Source organism: Lactobacillus sp. WILCCON 0058, from assembly GCF_057198005.1.
On sequence record NZ_JBUBHM010000001.1, the window covers coordinates 324,128 to 339,393 of the forward strand.

At 51.3% G+C, this 15,266-nt stretch carries 14 protein-coding genes and 1 pseudogene; 10 read left to right on the forward strand and 5 right to left on the reverse strand.

Going from position 1 to position 15,266, the window contains the following annotated elements; all coding sequences use genetic code 11:
- Position 1: 1 nt before the first annotated feature.
- Positions 2-1,234, reverse strand: a complete 1,233-nt coding sequence (locus tag ACYVUU_RS01540; RefSeq protein ID WP_439776004.1) for an MFS transporter — start codon at positions 1,232-1,234, stop codon at positions 2-4.
- A gap of 94 nt (positions 1,235-1,328) precedes the next feature.
- Here ACYVUU_RS01540 and ACYVUU_RS01545 point away from each other — a divergent pair, with 94 nt between their 5' ends.
- The 3 genes from ACYVUU_RS01545 to ACYVUU_RS01555 all read left to right on the forward strand — a co-directional run bounded on the left by ACYVUU_RS01545 (position 1,329) and on the right by ACYVUU_RS01555 (position 4,735).
- Positions 1,329-2,174, forward strand: a complete 846-nt coding sequence (locus tag ACYVUU_RS01545) for a helix-turn-helix domain-containing protein (protein ID WP_439776005.1) — start codon at positions 1,329-1,331, stop codon at positions 2,172-2,174.
- A gap of 788 nt (positions 2,175-2,962) precedes the next feature.
- A complete protein-coding gene (locus tag ACYVUU_RS01550) occupies positions 2,963-3,850 on the forward strand; it encodes a mucin-binding protein (protein ID WP_484499765.1) in 888 nt (295 codons plus the stop codon).
- Between the two features lie 120 nt (positions 3,851-3,970).
- Positions 3,971-4,735: a nucleoside phosphorylase gene (locus ACYVUU_RS01555; protein WP_484499766.1), complete on the forward strand. Its 765-nt coding sequence runs from the start codon at positions 3,971-3,973 to the stop codon at positions 4,733-4,735.
- 79 nt (positions 4,736-4,814) lie between these two features.
- Here ACYVUU_RS01555 and ACYVUU_RS01560 read toward each other — a convergent pair.
- From ACYVUU_RS01560 to ACYVUU_RS01570, 3 genes and pseudogenes are all read right to left on the reverse strand, one after another.
- Positions 4,815-6,080, reverse strand: a pseudogene (locus ACYVUU_RS01560) (carboxylate--amine ligase).
- Positions 6,081-6,174: 94 nt separating this feature from the next.
- Positions 6,175-7,140, reverse strand: coding sequence for an ATP-binding protein (locus ACYVUU_RS01565; protein ID WP_484499767.1), 966 nt, complete (start codon positions 7,138-7,140; stop codon positions 6,175-6,177).
- A gap of 150 nt (positions 7,141-7,290) precedes the next feature.
- The gene (locus ACYVUU_RS01570; RefSeq protein WP_484499768.1) at positions 7,291-8,685 is read right to left on the reverse strand and encodes an amino acid permease; all 1,395 of its coding nucleotides are present in this window, start codon (positions 8,683-8,685) and stop codon (positions 7,291-7,293) included.
- 78 nt (positions 8,686-8,763) lie between these two features.
- Here ACYVUU_RS01570 and mmuM point away from each other — a divergent pair, with 78 nt between their 5' ends.
- The 7 genes from mmuM (at position 8,764) to mscL (ending at position 13,724) form a co-directional block, all read left to right on the forward strand.
- Complete coding sequence (gene mmuM, locus ACYVUU_RS01575; protein WP_484499769.1) at positions 8,764-9,696, forward strand: homocysteine S-methyltransferase; 933 nt, start codon at positions 8,764-8,766, stop codon at positions 9,694-9,696.
- A gap of 55 nt (positions 9,697-9,751) precedes the next feature.
- Positions 9,752-10,213 (forward strand): YbaK/EbsC family protein, encoded by a 462-nt coding sequence (locus ACYVUU_RS01580; protein WP_439776012.1) that lies wholly within the window; start codon positions 9,752-9,754, stop codon positions 10,211-10,213.
- Positions 10,214-10,452: 239 nt separating this feature from the next.
- Positions 10,453-10,716 carry a chorismate mutase gene (locus ACYVUU_RS01585; protein WP_484499770.1) on the forward strand — a complete coding sequence of 88 codons (264 nt, stop codon included), beginning with the start codon at positions 10,453-10,455 and terminating at the stop codon, positions 10,714-10,716.
- Positions 10,717-10,777: 61 nt separating this feature from the next.
- Positions 10,778-11,230 carry a MarR family winged helix-turn-helix transcriptional regulator gene (locus ACYVUU_RS01590; RefSeq protein WP_439776014.1) on the forward strand — a complete coding sequence of 151 codons (453 nt, stop codon included), beginning with the start codon at positions 10,778-10,780 and terminating at the stop codon, positions 11,228-11,230.
- Positions 11,220-12,227: an asparaginase gene (locus tag ACYVUU_RS01595; protein ID WP_484499771.1), complete on the forward strand. Its 1,008-nt coding sequence runs from the start codon at positions 11,220-11,222 to the stop codon at positions 12,225-12,227. Before ACYVUU_RS01590 ends, ACYVUU_RS01595 begins: the two co-directional genes overlap by 11 nt.
- A gap of 105 nt (positions 12,228-12,332) precedes the next feature.
- Positions 12,333-13,163, forward strand: a complete 831-nt coding sequence (locus ACYVUU_RS01600; protein ID WP_484499772.1) for a Cof-type HAD-IIB family hydrolase — start codon at positions 12,333-12,335, stop codon at positions 13,161-13,163.
- Positions 13,164-13,247: 84 nt separating this feature from the next.
- Positions 13,248-13,724, forward strand: coding sequence for a large conductance mechanosensitive channel protein MscL (gene mscL, locus ACYVUU_RS01605; RefSeq protein WP_484499773.1), 477 nt, complete (start codon positions 13,248-13,250; stop codon positions 13,722-13,724).
- 70 nt (positions 13,725-13,794) lie between these two features.
- On the opposite strand, the gene ACYVUU_RS01610 is transcribed toward mscL, so the two are convergent.
- Positions 13,795-15,231: a nicotinate phosphoribosyltransferase gene (locus ACYVUU_RS01610; protein WP_439776018.1), complete on the reverse strand. Its 1,437-nt coding sequence runs from the start codon at positions 15,229-15,231 to the stop codon at positions 13,795-13,797.
- Positions 15,232-15,266 lie beyond the last annotated feature (35 nt).

The following is a 15,266-nucleotide window of genomic DNA, read 5'->3' on the forward strand; positions in this document are numbered from 1 at the left end:
GTTAAGCAGAGATTTTAAATAATTGCCGCTGGTTGAGAATGAGCAGTACCGCTAAGGCGGCGACTTCCAAGGCCAGCAGGCTGATAATTGCCCAGGCCAGGTTGATGCTGGAAATGCTTGTGATCAGAGTGGTGATCAAGGGACTGGCGGCCATTAAAATAGTGTTCAATAGGCCAACGGTTGAAGCCAAAATCTGCCGGTCGACGCTGGTCACCAGCCATTGGGTCATTTTAATGGAAACAGCACTGGCTAAAGCGGCCAAGAGTCCGAAAAGAAGAGCGGTCAACCAGCCGTTTTGGCAAAACAAACTCAGCGTTGTCAGTAGGCTGCACAAGGCAGTCCAGCTGGCTAAAGGGAAAATGCTGATAGAGTGGAATACTTTTTGGCCAAAAAGGCTCCCGCTGGCCGCTCCAATTGCCGCGGCCACATTGGTCAAGGCCAGGGTAAAGCTGTAGCTGGAGATGACCATGCTGCTTTTATGAGCAGCCAGAGTGATTGAAAACAGGGGCTCAATCGCGGTTAAAGAAGCATTGATTACTGCTAATACAAGGACTACGGTTAAGAGTCCTGTCTGCTTTTTGGCTTGCTGGTAGGCCTGCCGCATGGCTGGCCAAAAAGCTGGAGTTTCAGCTGTTTCGGTTTGAACCGGGGCGGCTTGCCGGCCAACTAAGGCAAAAAGGATGGCGGCCAGCAAAAAGGTCAGCGAGTTGATCCAGGCTAAAGCAGCGTAGGAAAGGACCAAAATGAGGCCCGCGCCGGCAAACTGGGCCAGAATGTCGATGATCTGCTTGCAGCCACTGACAAAGCCTTCAGCTTCACCAAAGTCATCTTCTCCGACCAGGTCGACCACAAGCGGAACTATGAGCCCTGAAGAGTAAGAGCCGCAAAGGTCAGACAAAAAGTTGATGGTGATGATGGCCAGCAGGAGCTTCCATTGGTCAGCCCTGGAAGCCAGCAAGAGGGCAGCCAGGGCGTAAAAGAGGCAGCGGAAAAGCGCGGTCAGCACGATATTGCGGAACTTGTGCCGGGTCTTGTCTGCCAGGTATCCGGCAAAGATTTCCAGAAATTTTGGCACGGCTTCAGAAATGGCAATCAGTGAGATGGCCAGGGAGTAATTGCGCAGCTGACTGGCGTAAGTCATGAAGGCAAGGTAGAAGAAGACATCGCCAGCGGCAGACAGAAGACCACCTGTAGCGAAGCGGCGGAAATTTTTATTTTTGAGAAAAGAATTCATCGTTGAACCAGCTTTCGTAAATAGTTTTTTACCAATGATAGGGGACTGGCGGCTGGGCAACGGAAAATGGCATATTTGACTTTGGAGGAAAAAGATGAAAATCGGGGAATTATTGCAAAAATACCGGCTGGAGCAGGGGAAAACGCAGAAGGCATGGGCGGGAGAGGTGATCAGTCCTTCTTTTTATTCAAAAGTTGAGAAGGGCTTGAACCGGATTAGCGCGGAAGACCTGTTGAAATTGCTGGAGGCGAACCAGATTCCCTTGTGGGAGTTCTTTAGTCACCTGGAGGTAGAAGCCGGCCGGCAGAAGAAGTGGGAGAAGGACCTCCGGGCCAGGCTGATGCAGGCTTACTACCACGGCAGCCAGGCCGATTTTCAGGAACTGTTTCAAGAGGTGCAAGCCAGCAATTTCCCGGACAAGGAAGAGCAGCTTTTGATCGTCGCGGGCTGGATGGAAACGGTGAAAGACGATAAAGATGGTGATGAAGCCCTGCGGCAAAGAATTAAGGAGAAGATTTTTAACATCGCCAGCTTTGATAAAAAGAAGCTGATGCTCTACTGCAATTTCATGGATTTCTATGACTTGGACAGCAATCGTTATCTCAGCCGGCAAATTGTGGAAAAGTACCGGCAGACCAGGGATGTGGATATCCAGGTAGCGCTATTGGCGATCATCGACAATCTCTTGTCTGATTTCGCGGACCTGCGGCAGTCCAGTGGGGCGGAGTACTTTATCGAGGCCGGCAAGCAGATTCCGACCAGGCCGGAGCTGTTTTTCTATAAGAACTCCCTGCTATTTTTTGAAAATCTGCTGGCTTACCAAGCGGAGCCTAAGGAAGAAAGGCTGGAAAATTGCCGGCTGGCTGTTAAAAACTGCTACTTGCTGGGGATGCCGGAGTACGGGCAGGAAGTTGAGAAGTTTTTACAGGAACATATGTGAGAAAGTCAGATTTGCAATTTCACTTGCAGATCTGACTTTTTGCTTATATGTCTTTTCTAGCTGGCTATACTAAAATACAAAAGTTGATAAAGAAGAGGTGGTTCTTGAATGAATAGAATTGTATTTGGAGATGAAGTTTGGCGGCATTAACAAGCAGATAAATAGCTTAGGAGGTGAGTTTTATGAGTATTCAAGGCAGAATCAAGATTCATATTGACATTGAGTTTTAATTGCAAAAATAATGTGCCACAGGCTGTTGCTTAAAAAAGATAAGCAGCGGCCTGTTTTTTTGCCTTAAAAAGCGTCGGCAGATTATGATAATAACTTTTAGATAATCAAACCGCTGTTGTATCCGGTTTATCTCATTAGTTTTAAATAATAATTTTCAGCTAATAGTTATAGTGGGCCTGTAAATGCAACTTTTAAGATTATGGTTATAGTGATAACTTGACGGTTTTGCTGGTTAGAAAATGTGTTAGGTTAATCATTATATTTTTGATAAGTTTAAACTAATTAGAAATATTCAAAAATAAATCTTGCATCCCTTTACATTGGCTTTAAATCAGTGCTTTAGAGCAGCTGGATAAGTTAGTGGGCTTAAAGTTTGATAAATCAACGGTTATAGATTCTTGAATACTGAGAAAGAAGCCTCATTTTTACACTGATAAGTAAAAGCTTATAAAAAATACCAAGAAACTATAACTTTTTCCTTAAAACCCTGCTATAATTCTAGTTGAAAGATAAGAGATAACTAATAGCAGAAATTAAGTGGAAATAGGTGATCTATTATGAGAAAGCAAATCACAGTTTTAGCAGCTCTGGCAGCCCTCCTCGGGCTGGCAACCACGACCACGAATCCGGTTTACGCTAAGACCACTACCAAGAAGGTTACCCGGACCATCAAGGTTTACAAGCCAGGCAAGTACAGCCAGGTTAAGCAAACTGCTACTTTAAAGAAGAAGGGCCGCAAGTGGACCACTTCCAGCTGGAAGTCCTACAAGGCTCCTAAGGCTGCCGGCTACAAGGCCAGCACCAAGACTGTCAAGGCAGTCAAGGTAAGCTCAAAGACTAAGAGCCAGACTGTTAACATCACCTACAAGGCTAACAACACCAAGAAGGCAGCCGTTAAGGCCAGCACCGACAGCAGTCTGAGCAGCCAAAGCCAACTCCGTCAGGCAGCTTTGAACGTTGTCAACAGCTTCCGGGCTAAGGCAGGCGTCAAGGCAGTCAAGATGAGCTCCAAGTACAACGCCGTTCTTGACAAGCGGGCTACTGCCAAGGCAAAGCAGTACGTTACTACCGGGACTTACGACCACTCCGGCTACAACTCCCTGCCAAGCTACCTCAACACCTACCCGATCGTTAACGGCAAGATCATCTACCACGGCGGCGAAACCCTGCACGCTTGCTACTACAACGCGCAAAGCGGCGACGCTACGGCTGAAATGAAGTCCAGCCTGACCAGCACTTTCACTGAAAACATGCAGGCAGAAAAGGATGACTACCAAGCAATCGTCGTTAAGAAGACTAGAAAGAACATCACCAACATCAGCGGTACTTACGAACACTACACGATGATGGTCGACTCCGGCAACCACACTGCCTACATCGGCGTAGGCCACTACGGCACTGGCAGCAACGCTATGGTTTGCATCGTAATCGAATTCCACGCTTAGTCATCATCTCAACTTAATCTCTGCATCCAAAAAGGAGCCAGTTCCAATCCGGAACTGACTCCTTTCTTTTGGCAAAAATTTGCTATACTTTAACTTGCTTAAACTGGAAAGGACTAGATTATGATCGAGAAAAACGAATTGCCGATTTTGGAATACGACCCAGTTTCCCAGGAGGTTCTGAAACCAGGCCATGATAATGAAGGCGTAAGGCTGCCGGAAAAATGCCTCTTTGCCTTCTTAGGAGACGAAGTCGATAAGTATGCCGAGCAAGTTAAGGCAACAGTGGCTGACCACTTTATTACGATTGACCGCCTGCGGCCGATCTATGTCATTGAGAACCAAGGTGAGCAGCTGTGCTTATGCCGGGCGCCATTAGGCGGTCCCGCGGCGGCGCAGTTCATGGATGCCTTGATCGCCCTTGGCTGCCGAAAGTTTCTGGCTGTTGGCTCTTGCGGGACCTTGGTGGACATCAAGGAAAACGACTTCTTGATCCCGACCCGGGCTTTAAGAGATGAAGGCACTTCTTACAAGTACCTGCCAGCCAGCCGCTACGTGGACCTTGATCCAGCAGCTGTTGAAAAAATCGGCCAAGGCTTAAAAGAGCAGGGACTGCCCTTTGAACACTGCACGACCTGGACGACTGACGGCTTTTTCCGGGAAACCAAGGACATGGTTGAATACCGGCGCAGCGAAGGCTGCCAGGTGGTAGAGATGGAGTGCGCCTCAATGGCCGCTGTTAGCGCCAAACGCGGCGTTGAATTCGGCCAGCTGCTTTACACGGCTGATTCCCTGGCTAACGTAGAGGCCTATGATGACCGCGATTGGGGCCAAGATTCCCAAGCAAAAGCCCTGCACATCTGCCTGCGGATTATCCACAGCTTTTAAACAGGACAGAAAAATATCATGCAAAAAAGAGGAAACTCAAGTGAGCTTCCTCTTTTTCTTGTGCATAAGTTTATGCTTCTTACTTCTTTTTCTCGAAGTACTGTTCTTTATTGACCCTGAAGTACTTCTGGTAATCCTTGTAGTAGTTGTGGTACATGTGCTTCATCAAGAGCCAGCGCTTGACGTTCATGTCCGGTTTATAGAAGACCGTGGTGCCCACTCTGCCGGCCCGGAGAAGCGCCAATGCTTCCTTTTTGGCCAGGGAGTCGACCGCGTATTGTTCAAAAATCTTAGCTGACACGCCTAACCAGAGCTTGTGCTTGGCCGGATCATGGTTGCCGTAAACAACTGGCTGGTCTTTAAGTGAGTCTTCCACATAGTCGTCCACATACCACTTGGCCAGGTTGTAGCCGTTCAAAGTGACGTAGAAGCTGGACCGGCCTTGCCGGAGGTTGATTTCAAAGAACTTGTACTGGCCGTCGCGGACGTCGTACTTGATGTCGAAGTTGGCCATGCCCGTGTAGTTGATCTTTTCCAAAAAGGCCTGGACAGTCTGGTAGAGCTTCTCGTCATAGTCCGGCGCGATCACCATGTAGTTGCCGATAGCGATCGGGTCCGGGTCTTCCAAGAGCGGGTGGCCCAAGCACATCATCTTGACCTTGTGGTTTTTATCCACATAAGCATTCAAGACCCGCATGTTGGAGTCGTCGCCTGGGATAAAGTCTTGCAGGATCAAGTCTGCTTTATAGCCATTCTTGTAGATCTTGCCCACAATATCCTTGAATTCCGCCATGTCCTTGATGACAAAAGCCTTCTTCCGCCCTTCAAACTGGACGTCCAGTCAGGAAACCGGGTCCTCCGGCTTTAAAGCGACCGGGAAGGGGAAAGGCACGTCGGCGTAAGAACCGTCCTTGTAAGCGGCCATAGTGATGATCTTGGTCTTCGGGTAAGGCAGGCCGTATTCTTCACAGACCTCGTAGAAGCCCTCCTTAGAGATCAGCTTCTCTAAGAGGGAGTAGTCGATATAAGGAACGATGAAGGCCTCTTCCAGCTCCTGCTTGTGCTTGGCTAAAAGCTCTGAGTAGCCGTCCCCACAAGAGATCAAGATCACCGGTTCCGGGTGATTCTTGTATTCCTTGATCTTCTCGCGCATGACCTTGATGAATTCCGGGTCTTCAGTAAAGCCGGGGTGAACCTCGATGTCAACGATCTTTGAATACCGGGTCGGGGCCAAAGTGGACGCGCCCCAGGCCTGGACCTTGATCCCGTAAGCCTCATGGAAGGACCGGGCCATCCCGTAAACGTTGATGTCGCTGCCTAAAAGAATCGGAGTAAATTGTTGCATGATTATTGCCAGATTTCTATATGGATTGTAATTTTTTGGATGAAAAAAGTCCCTACCTATGTTAGCACGTTTAGGCAGGAACTGAACTGTTTGCTTAGGAATTTTCGCTGATCCGGTAGCGGATGGCCTTGGCCTTGCCCCGCTTGAGGACCAAGCCGCTGTTTTCCATCTGCCGCAAGAGCCGGGTCGCCGTAGCCGGGCTGACCCCTAAGAGCTCCTCAATGTCGCTTCTGATAAATTCCCCATGTTCTTTGCCAAAAGCCAAAACGGCTTCTTCATTGCCGCTTGCCCTGGCCTTTGGCTTGGGAGCTGGGCTAGGGGAGGGGGCAGGCCCAGCCGCCTTTTTGACCGGCTTGGGGGCCGCTTTGACAGCCGCCTCGTAATGGGGCAGGACTACCTTAAAAGAGCTGGGAGCGGCCAAAATCTGGGGCGCAAGGCGGCTGCCCTTGTAGGCACTCTTGATTCTGGCTAACCCTGTTCCGTAAGATTCCACCAGCTTCAGCTGGTAAAAGAGGTCAGCCAGGCGCTTGTTCCGGCAAACTGACAGGCCCAGCTGGATGTCTTCCAGGGTAATCCCGGGCATGAGGCCACCAAAAGAAATGAATTCCACCCGGTCTGTGTATAAGTTGATCAGACTGCTGGCCGGATTGCTGTAGTCCCTGTGGATAATCGCGTTCATCAAGGCTTCTCTTAAGGCTTGCTTGGGGTAGGCTGGCCGGTCTTCCCGGTAAAGGCCCTTGATCTGGCTCTCTACGGGGTTGTGCTTTTCCAAAAAAGCGTAGACCTGCTGGAATTGGGCCGCCAGGGACCCGGTAAACTCCTGCCGGTCCAGGAATTCATCCTGGTCACGTCCCTTAAAAACAGCGCACTTGATCGTATAAGGGCACTGGTCAGAGACCAGGAGGTCGAAATTACTGAACTGGAGGATGCCAAACTGGCTGGACGGCGGGGTAAAGGGCAGACCCTGCTGGTCAAAAAGGGCCTGCAGGGAGTTAAAGGTCAAGTCCTGCCGGGGAGAAAGCTGGTTTTCAAAGCTGCTGGAATCGTTTGGTGTAAGCATGGCGGTCCTCCTTTTTACTAGTTTGAATCTAATCATATTTTAGCGAATCGCGTCAATCTCGTCAATGATGTGATTTGATTAGATTTGATTTGATTGACTTGATTTGATTCGATTCCCCGGGCAAAAAGAAAAGCGCCCGAAGGCGCTCTGTTAAAGGCTGGTCTGCTTTTTCTCCTGATACTTGGCATAGAAGTGGTGGGCGATGTAGCAGAAGATGACGAAAGGAATCGTCGCGTACAAGGCTACCCTCTGGGAAGGGTCAAACCAGATCAAAAGGCAGGAGGCCAGGCTGGCGATAAAGGCAAACCAAGGCGTGAAGGGATAGAGAGGAGTCTTGAACTTGAGCTCGCCTTCCGTATGCCCTTCTTTCAGCCACTTCTGCCGGAACTTGAGCTGGCACAGGGCGATCGCCATCCAGACGAAGACCACCGCCAAGCCGGAGATGGAAACCAGGACCAGGTAGATCGTGTCAGCCGCGTAGACGCTGGTCAAAAGGGAGAAGACCCCGCCCAGCATGCTTACCAGCAAGGCGACAGCCGGGATTCCTCTTTTGTTGGTCTTGGCGAAAACAACCGGGATAGTTCCCTCATTGCCCAAGGACCAGAGCATTCTGGTTGAGGCGTAGAGGCCGGAATTGCCGGCGGAGATGATGGCCGTCAAAACGACGAAGTTCATCAAATCGCTGGCAAAAGGAATCCCCATCATGTTAAAGACGTGGACGAAGGGACTTTCGGTAACGCCGGCCTGCTTGTAGGGGATAAGGCAGGCCATGATGAAGATGGAACCGATAAAGAAGATGATCAGCCGCCATAAAGTGGTGTGGATGGCCTTAGGCAGGGTCTTTTCCGGCTCCTTGGCTTCCCCGGCCGTGATCCCGATCAGTTCTGTTCCTGAGAAGGCGAAGTTGACCGTGAGCATGGTGGTAAAAACTCCACCAAAACCAGTCGGAAACCAGCCGTCTTTAGTCAGGTTGGTCAAGCCTGGCGCCCCCTGGCTGCCTTTTAAAGGAATAACCCCAACGACTGCCAGTCCCCCTAAAATGATAAAAGCGACGATGGCGGTTACCTTGACGGCCGCGAACCAAAACTCGCTTTCAGCGAAAATCTTGACCGAGAAGAAGTTGGAGAGGAAAATCAAAATCATGAAAACCAGGCTCCAGATCCAGACGGGGACGCTTGGAAACCAGTGCCGCATGATGATCCCCGCCGCGGTGAACTCGCTGCCCAGGGCAATAGTCCAGGTCAGCCAGTAGAGAATGGCGACCGTGAAGCCGGTGGCCGGGTTAAGCAGATTTTTAGCGTAAACGTGGAAGGAACCCGTGTAGGGCATGGCCACTGACAATTCACCTAAGCAGAGCATGACGGCGTAAACCAGGATTGCCCCGAAGAAATAGGCAATAATCGTGCCAATTGGGCCAGCCTGGCTGATGGTATAGCCCGAGCTTAAGAAGAGACCGGTCCCGATGACCCCGCCCAGGGAGATCATCTGAATGTGCCGGGCCTCCATCTTCCGCTCGAGGTGGTCGACTTTTTCTTGTTGAGCCATAAAAATACCTCTTCAAAACAGATTAGTTTTTTATTAAAATAAACAGTAACATGATAGCACATGATGGAGGAAAAAACGATGGCAGATTTACCAACTCTTCTGGCCCAAGGCCCGGTGACTTTGGATGGGTCCATGTCCACGCCCTTAGAAGCCTGGGGCGAAGACACCAATTCTGACCTCTGGACCGCCCGGGCCCTACAGGACAACCCCGACCTGGTCTACCGGGTCCACCAGGAGTACTTCAAGGCCGGTGCCCGGGTTACGATCACCGACAGCTACCAGGCCAGCCTGCCGGCCTTCATGAAGCACGGATTAAGTGAGGACGCGGCTCGCGCCCTAATCAGGAAGTCAGCTGCCATAGCCATTAAAGCCAGAGACGACTTTGAGAAAGAGACCGGCATCCATAACTACGTGGCCGGTTCAGTCGGCCCTTACGGGGCCTACCTGGCTGACGGCAGTGAATACCGGGGGGACTACGGCTTAAGCCATGAGAAATACGTGGACTTCCATGCCCCGCGAATTGAAGAACTGGTTGCCGGCGGGGTGGACTGCCTGGCCATTGAGACCCAGCCCAAGCTGAGCGAAGTCAGAGCCATTCTGGACTATCTGGCGGCTAATTACCCGGGCCTGCCGGTCTACGTCAGCTTTTCCTTAAAAGACCCGGCCACTATCAGCGAGGGCCTGCCTTTAGCTGAAGCGGTCCAGGAAGTTGGCAGCTATCCTCAAGTCTTCGCGGCCGGAGCCAACTGCTTCAAGCTGGCCTGGACTGTCGATGTGGTGAAAAATCTCCGCGCTTCCAAATTGCCAATCGTCGTTTACCCTAATTCCGGGGCGGAATACGATCCTTCTGTTAAAAAGTGGGTCTATCCGCCAGAAGCCGCGGACTTTGGCCAGGCAGGGAGTGACTGGCTGGCTGCCGGGGCAAAACTGGTCGGGGGATGCTGCACGACGATGCCGGAAGATATCGCCGGGCTTGCCGCCGCGGTCAAAAAGGTTTATACTGCTTTTTAAAATATTTCTAATCTTAGATTCATCAGCTTTTTGAGCAGAGAAAGCAGGTTAAACAATGGCAGTTGAAAGAGTAAAAGATTTTTTCAAAGATACTGACGTTAAGGTAATTGAACTTCCCGAGTCTTCAGCCACCGTGGCTTTGGCCGCCCAGGCTCTGGATACCGAACCGGACCAGATCGCCAAGACCCTGTCCTTTTTGGTCGACGATGCCCCGATCTTAGTCGTTATGGCGGGGGAAGCCAGGACTGACAACCACAAGTACAAGGCCACCTTCCACAAGAAGGCCAAGATGATTCCTTTTGACCAGGTGGAAGACTATATCGGCCACGCTCCAGGCGGGGTTTGCCCCTTTGCCGTTAAGCCAGGCGTCAAGGTCTACTTGGACGAGTCCCTCAAGCGCCACGCTGAGGTCTACCCGGCAGCTGGCTCAAGCAACAGCGCTGTCCGCTTGACTATCCCGGCTCTGGAAAAATACTCCGACTACACGGCCTGGGTGGACGTGACCAAGACAGCTTAAAAGACAAAGAAACAGAGAAACAAAAAACGCGAACCGGCTGGTTCGCGTTCTCTGTGATGTGAAAAATTACACTGATAACAATAACAATTTACCACAGATAAAGTTCAGCGTTTGGTGTGACGCTCAACCTAATCGTAATTTTTTCATCTTTATGATAATACTTTCATTTTATCTCGTAAAGTACTAAGGGTGCTTTTTTTAAAAATACTTGGAAAATAGGGGACTTTTGAGGAAAAACGATGGCAGATTTAAGCAAGCTGCGAGAGCAAATCGACCAGGCGGATCAAGACCTGGTCAAGGCTCTGGTCAAAAGATACGACCTGGTCATGGAAGTTGGCCGGCTCAAGCGGGAAAAGGGGCAGGCGGTTTTTGACCCGAAAAGAGAAGCGCAGGTTTTAGACAAGGTGACGGGCCTGGCCCAGCGGCCGGAATATGAAGCAGCCTTAAGGGCGGTCTACCAGGAGATCATGGACCAGGCCAAGCGGCTGGAAGAGGACTTTTAACCGGCAAAAATGGTAAAATAGGCTCTTAGGTATCGTTGGTAGATTAGGAGCCGAGTAAACGATGGATTTAGGGTTAAGAGTCAAGAAGATCAATGATTTGATGGCAAAAAGGGGCAACTGCGAGCTCAAGAAGCTGGGCTTGACCTTCTCACAGTTTCACTGCCTGGTTTATCTGGACAAATGTGAAGGCCGCCAGGCGCCCTTAAAGCAGCTGGAAAACCACTTTGAAGTGGCCCAGGCCACCATGGCCGGGATTGTCGGCCGCCTGGAAGGCAAGGGCTACGTCAGAAGCCACCTGGCTGAATGCGACAAGCGGGTGAAGATCGTCTGCTTGACCGAGGAAGGCCGGCAGATCTGCATGAGCGCTAAAAAAGGGATGCACAAGCTGCAGGAAAAGGTGGAGCGGCTCTACAGCCGGCAGGAATTAAGCCAGCTGGAAAAGTACCTGGACCGTTTGTATGAGCTTTTGGCCGAGGAAGACCGCGAAGCAAGTGAGGAAAAAGATGACCAATAAGAAAATTTTGCTGCTGTCGACTGGGGGGACAATCGCGTCCGTAGCGTCAGAAGAGGGGCTGATTCCAGGCCAGTCAGGGGCGGAGCTGCTCCATACCCTGGGCGGTCTGCCTTATGAAGTCGAGGTCAAGGACATTTTGTCTTTGGACTCTTCCAATATCCAGCCGGAAGAGTGGGCTTTTATCGCCGAACAGATTTACAAATTGCGCCGGGGCTTTGATGGCATTGTCGTCTCCCACGGGACTGACACCATGGCTTACACGGCGTCTATGCTCACATTTATGCTGCAGGGGATTGACCTGCCGGTCGTTTTAACCGGGAGCCAGGTGCCCATGCAGGCCATCTTAAGCGACGCGCCAGACAACCTCCGGGTTGCTTTTGCCGCGGCGGCAACCTGCAAGCCGGGGATCTATATTGCCTTTAACCGGCAGATCATGCGGGGCTGCCGCTGCGTTAAGATCCGGACGACCGGTTTTGACGCCTTCAAGAGCATCAATGTCGACCCGGTAGCCATGGTGACCTCAGACGGCATCGACATTAAGCACAAGGACTTTGAATACGTGCCAAGTGAGCACGCCATCTGCACTTTGAACACCAAGGTGGAAACCCACGTGGCCATGATCAAGCTTTTCCCAGGCTTTGACCCGGCCGTTTTGTCCGCCATGGTTGACAGCGGGGTCAAGGGGATCGTTATCGAAGCCTATGGCCTCGGCGGCATGAACTACATGCGGCGGAACATGGTTAAGGCGATTGGCGAGATCATCAAGCGGGGAGTGCCCGTGGTGGCCTGCAGCCAGTGCCTGTACGAACGGACTGACCTGACCAAGTACGAGGTTGGCCGGGCAGCCATGCTAGAAGGGGCGATCAGCGGCCGGGACATGACCAGTGAAAGTGCCGTGACAAAGCTGATGTGGGCCCTGGGCCAGGGGATGGACTTAGACGACGTCCGGGCATTTTTCAACAAGGATATTGCCGGTGAGGTAACCATCACCGATTAAGCTGCTGTAAAGCAGCTTTTTATTTTTTTCTTTTCCATTTTGCTTTTCTTTCCGCTCTTAAAAACGCTATCATGGTGGTAGAAAGATGATGAGTCAGGAGGAAAAATGATGATCAAATTGATTGCCAGCGACTTAGATGAGACCTTGCTTGGGCCGGGCAACCGGGTAGTGGAGGAAAACCTGCGGGCTATTAAAAAGTGCCAGGAACTGGGCATCAAGTTCGTGCCTGCTACAGGCCGGGGCTTTTACTCATTAAAGCAGACCTTGGAAGAACTGGGCCAGACGGGCCAGGCCGGCCAGTACACGATTTGTTACAACGGCGGGGCGGTTTTTGAAAACAAGGGGCCGCGCCTGATCTCCTTCACCGGGATGGACGGGGATTTGGTCGAGGAAATCTTCAAGCGGGGACAGGAATTAGGCCTGGGGATGCATATCTACACTGAGGACCAGGTTTATGGCTACCGGCTTACGCAAGAAGAGATCGATTTTTGCCAGGGCCGGGCAGACTTCGCTTCTTTGCCGGGCGGGGACTTGACGGCCTTGCGGGCAAGCGGGGCTCGTTTCGCCAAGATCCTCTACGTCGACACTGATTTTCCCCGCTTGAAAAAATTGCGGGGAGACCTGGCGGATTTTGAAAAGGTCAGTGAGATGAGTTTTTCCTCCAACCGCTATCTGGAATTCAACCCGCCGAAAGTGAACAAGGGACTGGGCCTCAAGACCTTGTGCCAGGAGCTGGGCTATTCACTGGATGAGACCATGGCGATCGGAGACAGCTTCAACGACCTGGCCATGATCAAGGCAGCCGGCACCGGCGTTGGGGTGGCCAATGTCAGCCCGGAAATGCGGGCAGACTGCGATAAAATAACAGAGAAGACTTTCGACCAGGGGGCGGTAGCTGAAGCAATTGACCGCTGGGTTTTGCCGGATTATGAGTAAGAAAATAACTGTTAATTGTTCCCTAAGAATGCTATAATTGGTTCGCTAATTAATATAAGTGCTAAATTATATTTGGGAGTAAAAATGCCAAAGCGAATTAATTTGCCAGACGGCCAGCAGGCTGTCGAATCTACCAAGGGCTTCTTCGGGGAGTTCAAGGCCTTTATCTCTAAGGGCAACGTGATGGATATGGCCGTCGGTATCATCATCGGCGGTGCTTTCACCACCATCGTCAAGTCCCTGGTAAGTGACATCATCAGTCCTCTTTTAGGTCTGGTCGGCGGGATGAATTTTGACCAGTTCTCGCTGAAATTTGCCGGGGTGACCCTGGCTTACGGGAAGTTCTTGACCGCGGTCATCAACTTCTTGATGATGGCCTTCGTCCTGTTCTTGATCGTCAAGGCCTTCAACCAGGCCGGGTCCTTGATCAAGAAGGAAGAGGAAGCTGAAGAAGAAGCAACGACCAAGGTCTGCCCTTACTGCAAGAGCGAGATCGATATCGAAGCCAGCCGTTGTCCGATGTGTACGTCACAATTGGAAGAAAAACTGGCTGAACAATAAAATAAAAGGCAAAAGAAAACGAAGCTGCTCGAGCAACTTCGTTTTTTGCTTATTCAATTGAACTGGTGACTTACTTAAGCTTGTGGTCCTTGATCATCTTGGCCTGTAGGTCAGCCAGGGCAGGAGTCAAGTAGACCGGGTAGCGGTCCGGGTTAAGCAGTCTTTGGGTTTCTTCTGGCAGTTCAGCCAGCTTTTCGTACATGTGCTTTTGGATCTTGAAGGTGTCGGTTTCGATTGACTTGGCCTTTGGGCCGACAACGACCTGGGTCAAGAGGACGGCGTCGAAGTCCTTCAAGTCAGCTTCAGTTTCAGTCATCATTGGGTCCATGTTAATGCCGGTGAATTCTTCTGGCAATTCTTCATCAGCCAGGGCGATGACGTCCGCGAAGGCGTTCTTGGTCCCCTTGTGGTAGAGGCGGTAGGCCTTCTTTTCACCAGGCAGGGTAACCTTTTCCTTGGAGTTGGACAGCTTGATCTTTGGCTGCCATTCCCCGTCGCCAATCTTCAAAGCGGCCAGCTTGAAGACCCCGCTCAGAACTGGTGAGCTAGAGCTGGTGATCAATTGTTCACCAACGCCGAAGCTGTCAAGCGGCGCGCCTTCTTGGAGAAGCGAGTGGATGACGTTTTCGTTCAAGGCGTTGGAAGCAGTGATGGTTGCTTCCGGGAAACCGGCGTCGTCCATCATCTTGCGGGCCTTGCGGGACAACTTAGCGATGTCGCCGGAGTCGATCCGGATGCCGAACTTCTTGTGACCCTTGGCACGGAGCTGCTTGAAGACCTTGATGGCGTTAGGTACGCCGCTGGTTAAGACGTCGTAAGTGTCGACCAAAAGCAGGGCGTTGTCCGGGTAGACTTCAGCCCACTTTTCGAAGGCTTCAAGTTCAGTTGGGTAGCTTTGAACCCAGGCGTGGGCCATGGTGCCGGCAACTGGAATGTTGTACTTGGCTGCTGACAAGACGTTGCTGGTTGACCCGCAGCCGCCGATAACGGCAGCTCTGGCGCCAAGAACGGAAGCGTCTGGCCCTTGGGCCCGGCGGGCACCAAATTCCATGACTGGCCGGCCAGCGGCAGCCAGGTTGATCCGGCGGGACTTGGTGGCGATCAAGGACTGGTGGTTGATCAAGTTCAAAACGAAGGTTTCCAGCAATTGACATTGAATCAGCGGCCCCTTGACCGTCAGGATTGGCACCCGTGGGAAGACCGGGGTGCCTTCTGGAATCGCGTAAACGACGCAGTCGAAGGTCATGGTTTCCAGGTAGGAAATGAATTCATCGCTGAAGAGCTTGAGGGACTTCAAGTAGTCGATGTCTTCCTTGGTGTAGTGGAAGCCCCGCAGCTGTTCAACGACTTGTTCCAGGCCGGCGGAGACGACGAAGCTGCCGTTGTCCGGAACAGTCCGGTAAAAGACGTCGAAGACGGCTTCGGTATCTCTTGGCAGGGTTTCAAAGTAGCCGTTTGCCATTGAGAATTCGTACAGGTCGGTAATTAACGCGTGTGATAAAGACATAGTGTAAAAATCTGCTTTCTCAAAAATATAACTGT

Excerpts from the sequence above, each read along its gene's own strand:
- ACYVUU_RS01540 (WP_439776004.1), bottom strand. The coding sequence starts at position 1,234 with ATGAATTCTTTTCTCAAAAATAAAAATTTCCGCCGCTTCGCTACAGGT.
- ACYVUU_RS01545 (WP_439776005.1), top strand. The coding sequence starts at position 1,329 with ATGAAAATCGGGGAATTATTGCAAAAATACCGGCTGGAGCAGGGGAAA.
- ACYVUU_RS01550 (WP_484499765.1), top strand. The coding sequence starts at position 2,963 with ATGAGAAAGCAAATCACAGTTTTAGCAGCTCTGGCAGCCCTCCTCGGG.
- ACYVUU_RS01555 (WP_484499766.1), top strand. The coding sequence starts at position 3,971 with ATGATCGAGAAAAACGAATTGCCGATTTTGGAATACGACCCAGTTTCC.
- ACYVUU_RS01565 (WP_484499767.1), bottom strand. The coding sequence starts at position 7,140 with ATGCTTACACCAAACGATTCCAGCAGCTTTGAAAACCAGCTTTCTCCC.
- ACYVUU_RS01570 (WP_484499768.1), bottom strand. The coding sequence starts at position 8,685 with ATGGCTCAACAAGAAAAAGTCGACCACCTCGAGCGGAAGATGGAGGCC.
- mmuM (WP_484499769.1), top strand. The coding sequence starts at position 8,764 with ATGGCAGATTTACCAACTCTTCTGGCCCAAGGCCCGGTGACTTTGGAT.
- ACYVUU_RS01580 (WP_439776012.1), top strand. The coding sequence starts at position 9,752 with ATGGCAGTTGAAAGAGTAAAAGATTTTTTCAAAGATACTGACGTTAAG.
- ACYVUU_RS01585 (WP_484499770.1), top strand. The coding sequence starts at position 10,453 with ATGGCAGATTTAAGCAAGCTGCGAGAGCAAATCGACCAGGCGGATCAA.
- ACYVUU_RS01590 (WP_439776014.1), top strand. The coding sequence starts at position 10,778 with ATGGATTTAGGGTTAAGAGTCAAGAAGATCAATGATTTGATGGCAAAA.
- ACYVUU_RS01595 (WP_484499771.1), top strand. The coding sequence starts at position 11,220 with ATGACCAATAAGAAAATTTTGCTGCTGTCGACTGGGGGGACAATCGCG.
- ACYVUU_RS01600 (WP_484499772.1), top strand. The coding sequence starts at position 12,333 with ATGATGATCAAATTGATTGCCAGCGACTTAGATGAGACCTTGCTTGGG.
- mscL (WP_484499773.1), top strand. The coding sequence starts at position 13,248 with ATGCCAAAGCGAATTAATTTGCCAGACGGCCAGCAGGCTGTCGAATCT.
- ACYVUU_RS01610 (WP_439776018.1), bottom strand. The coding sequence starts at position 15,231 with ATGTCTTTATCACACGCGTTAATTACCGACCTGTACGAATTCTCAATG.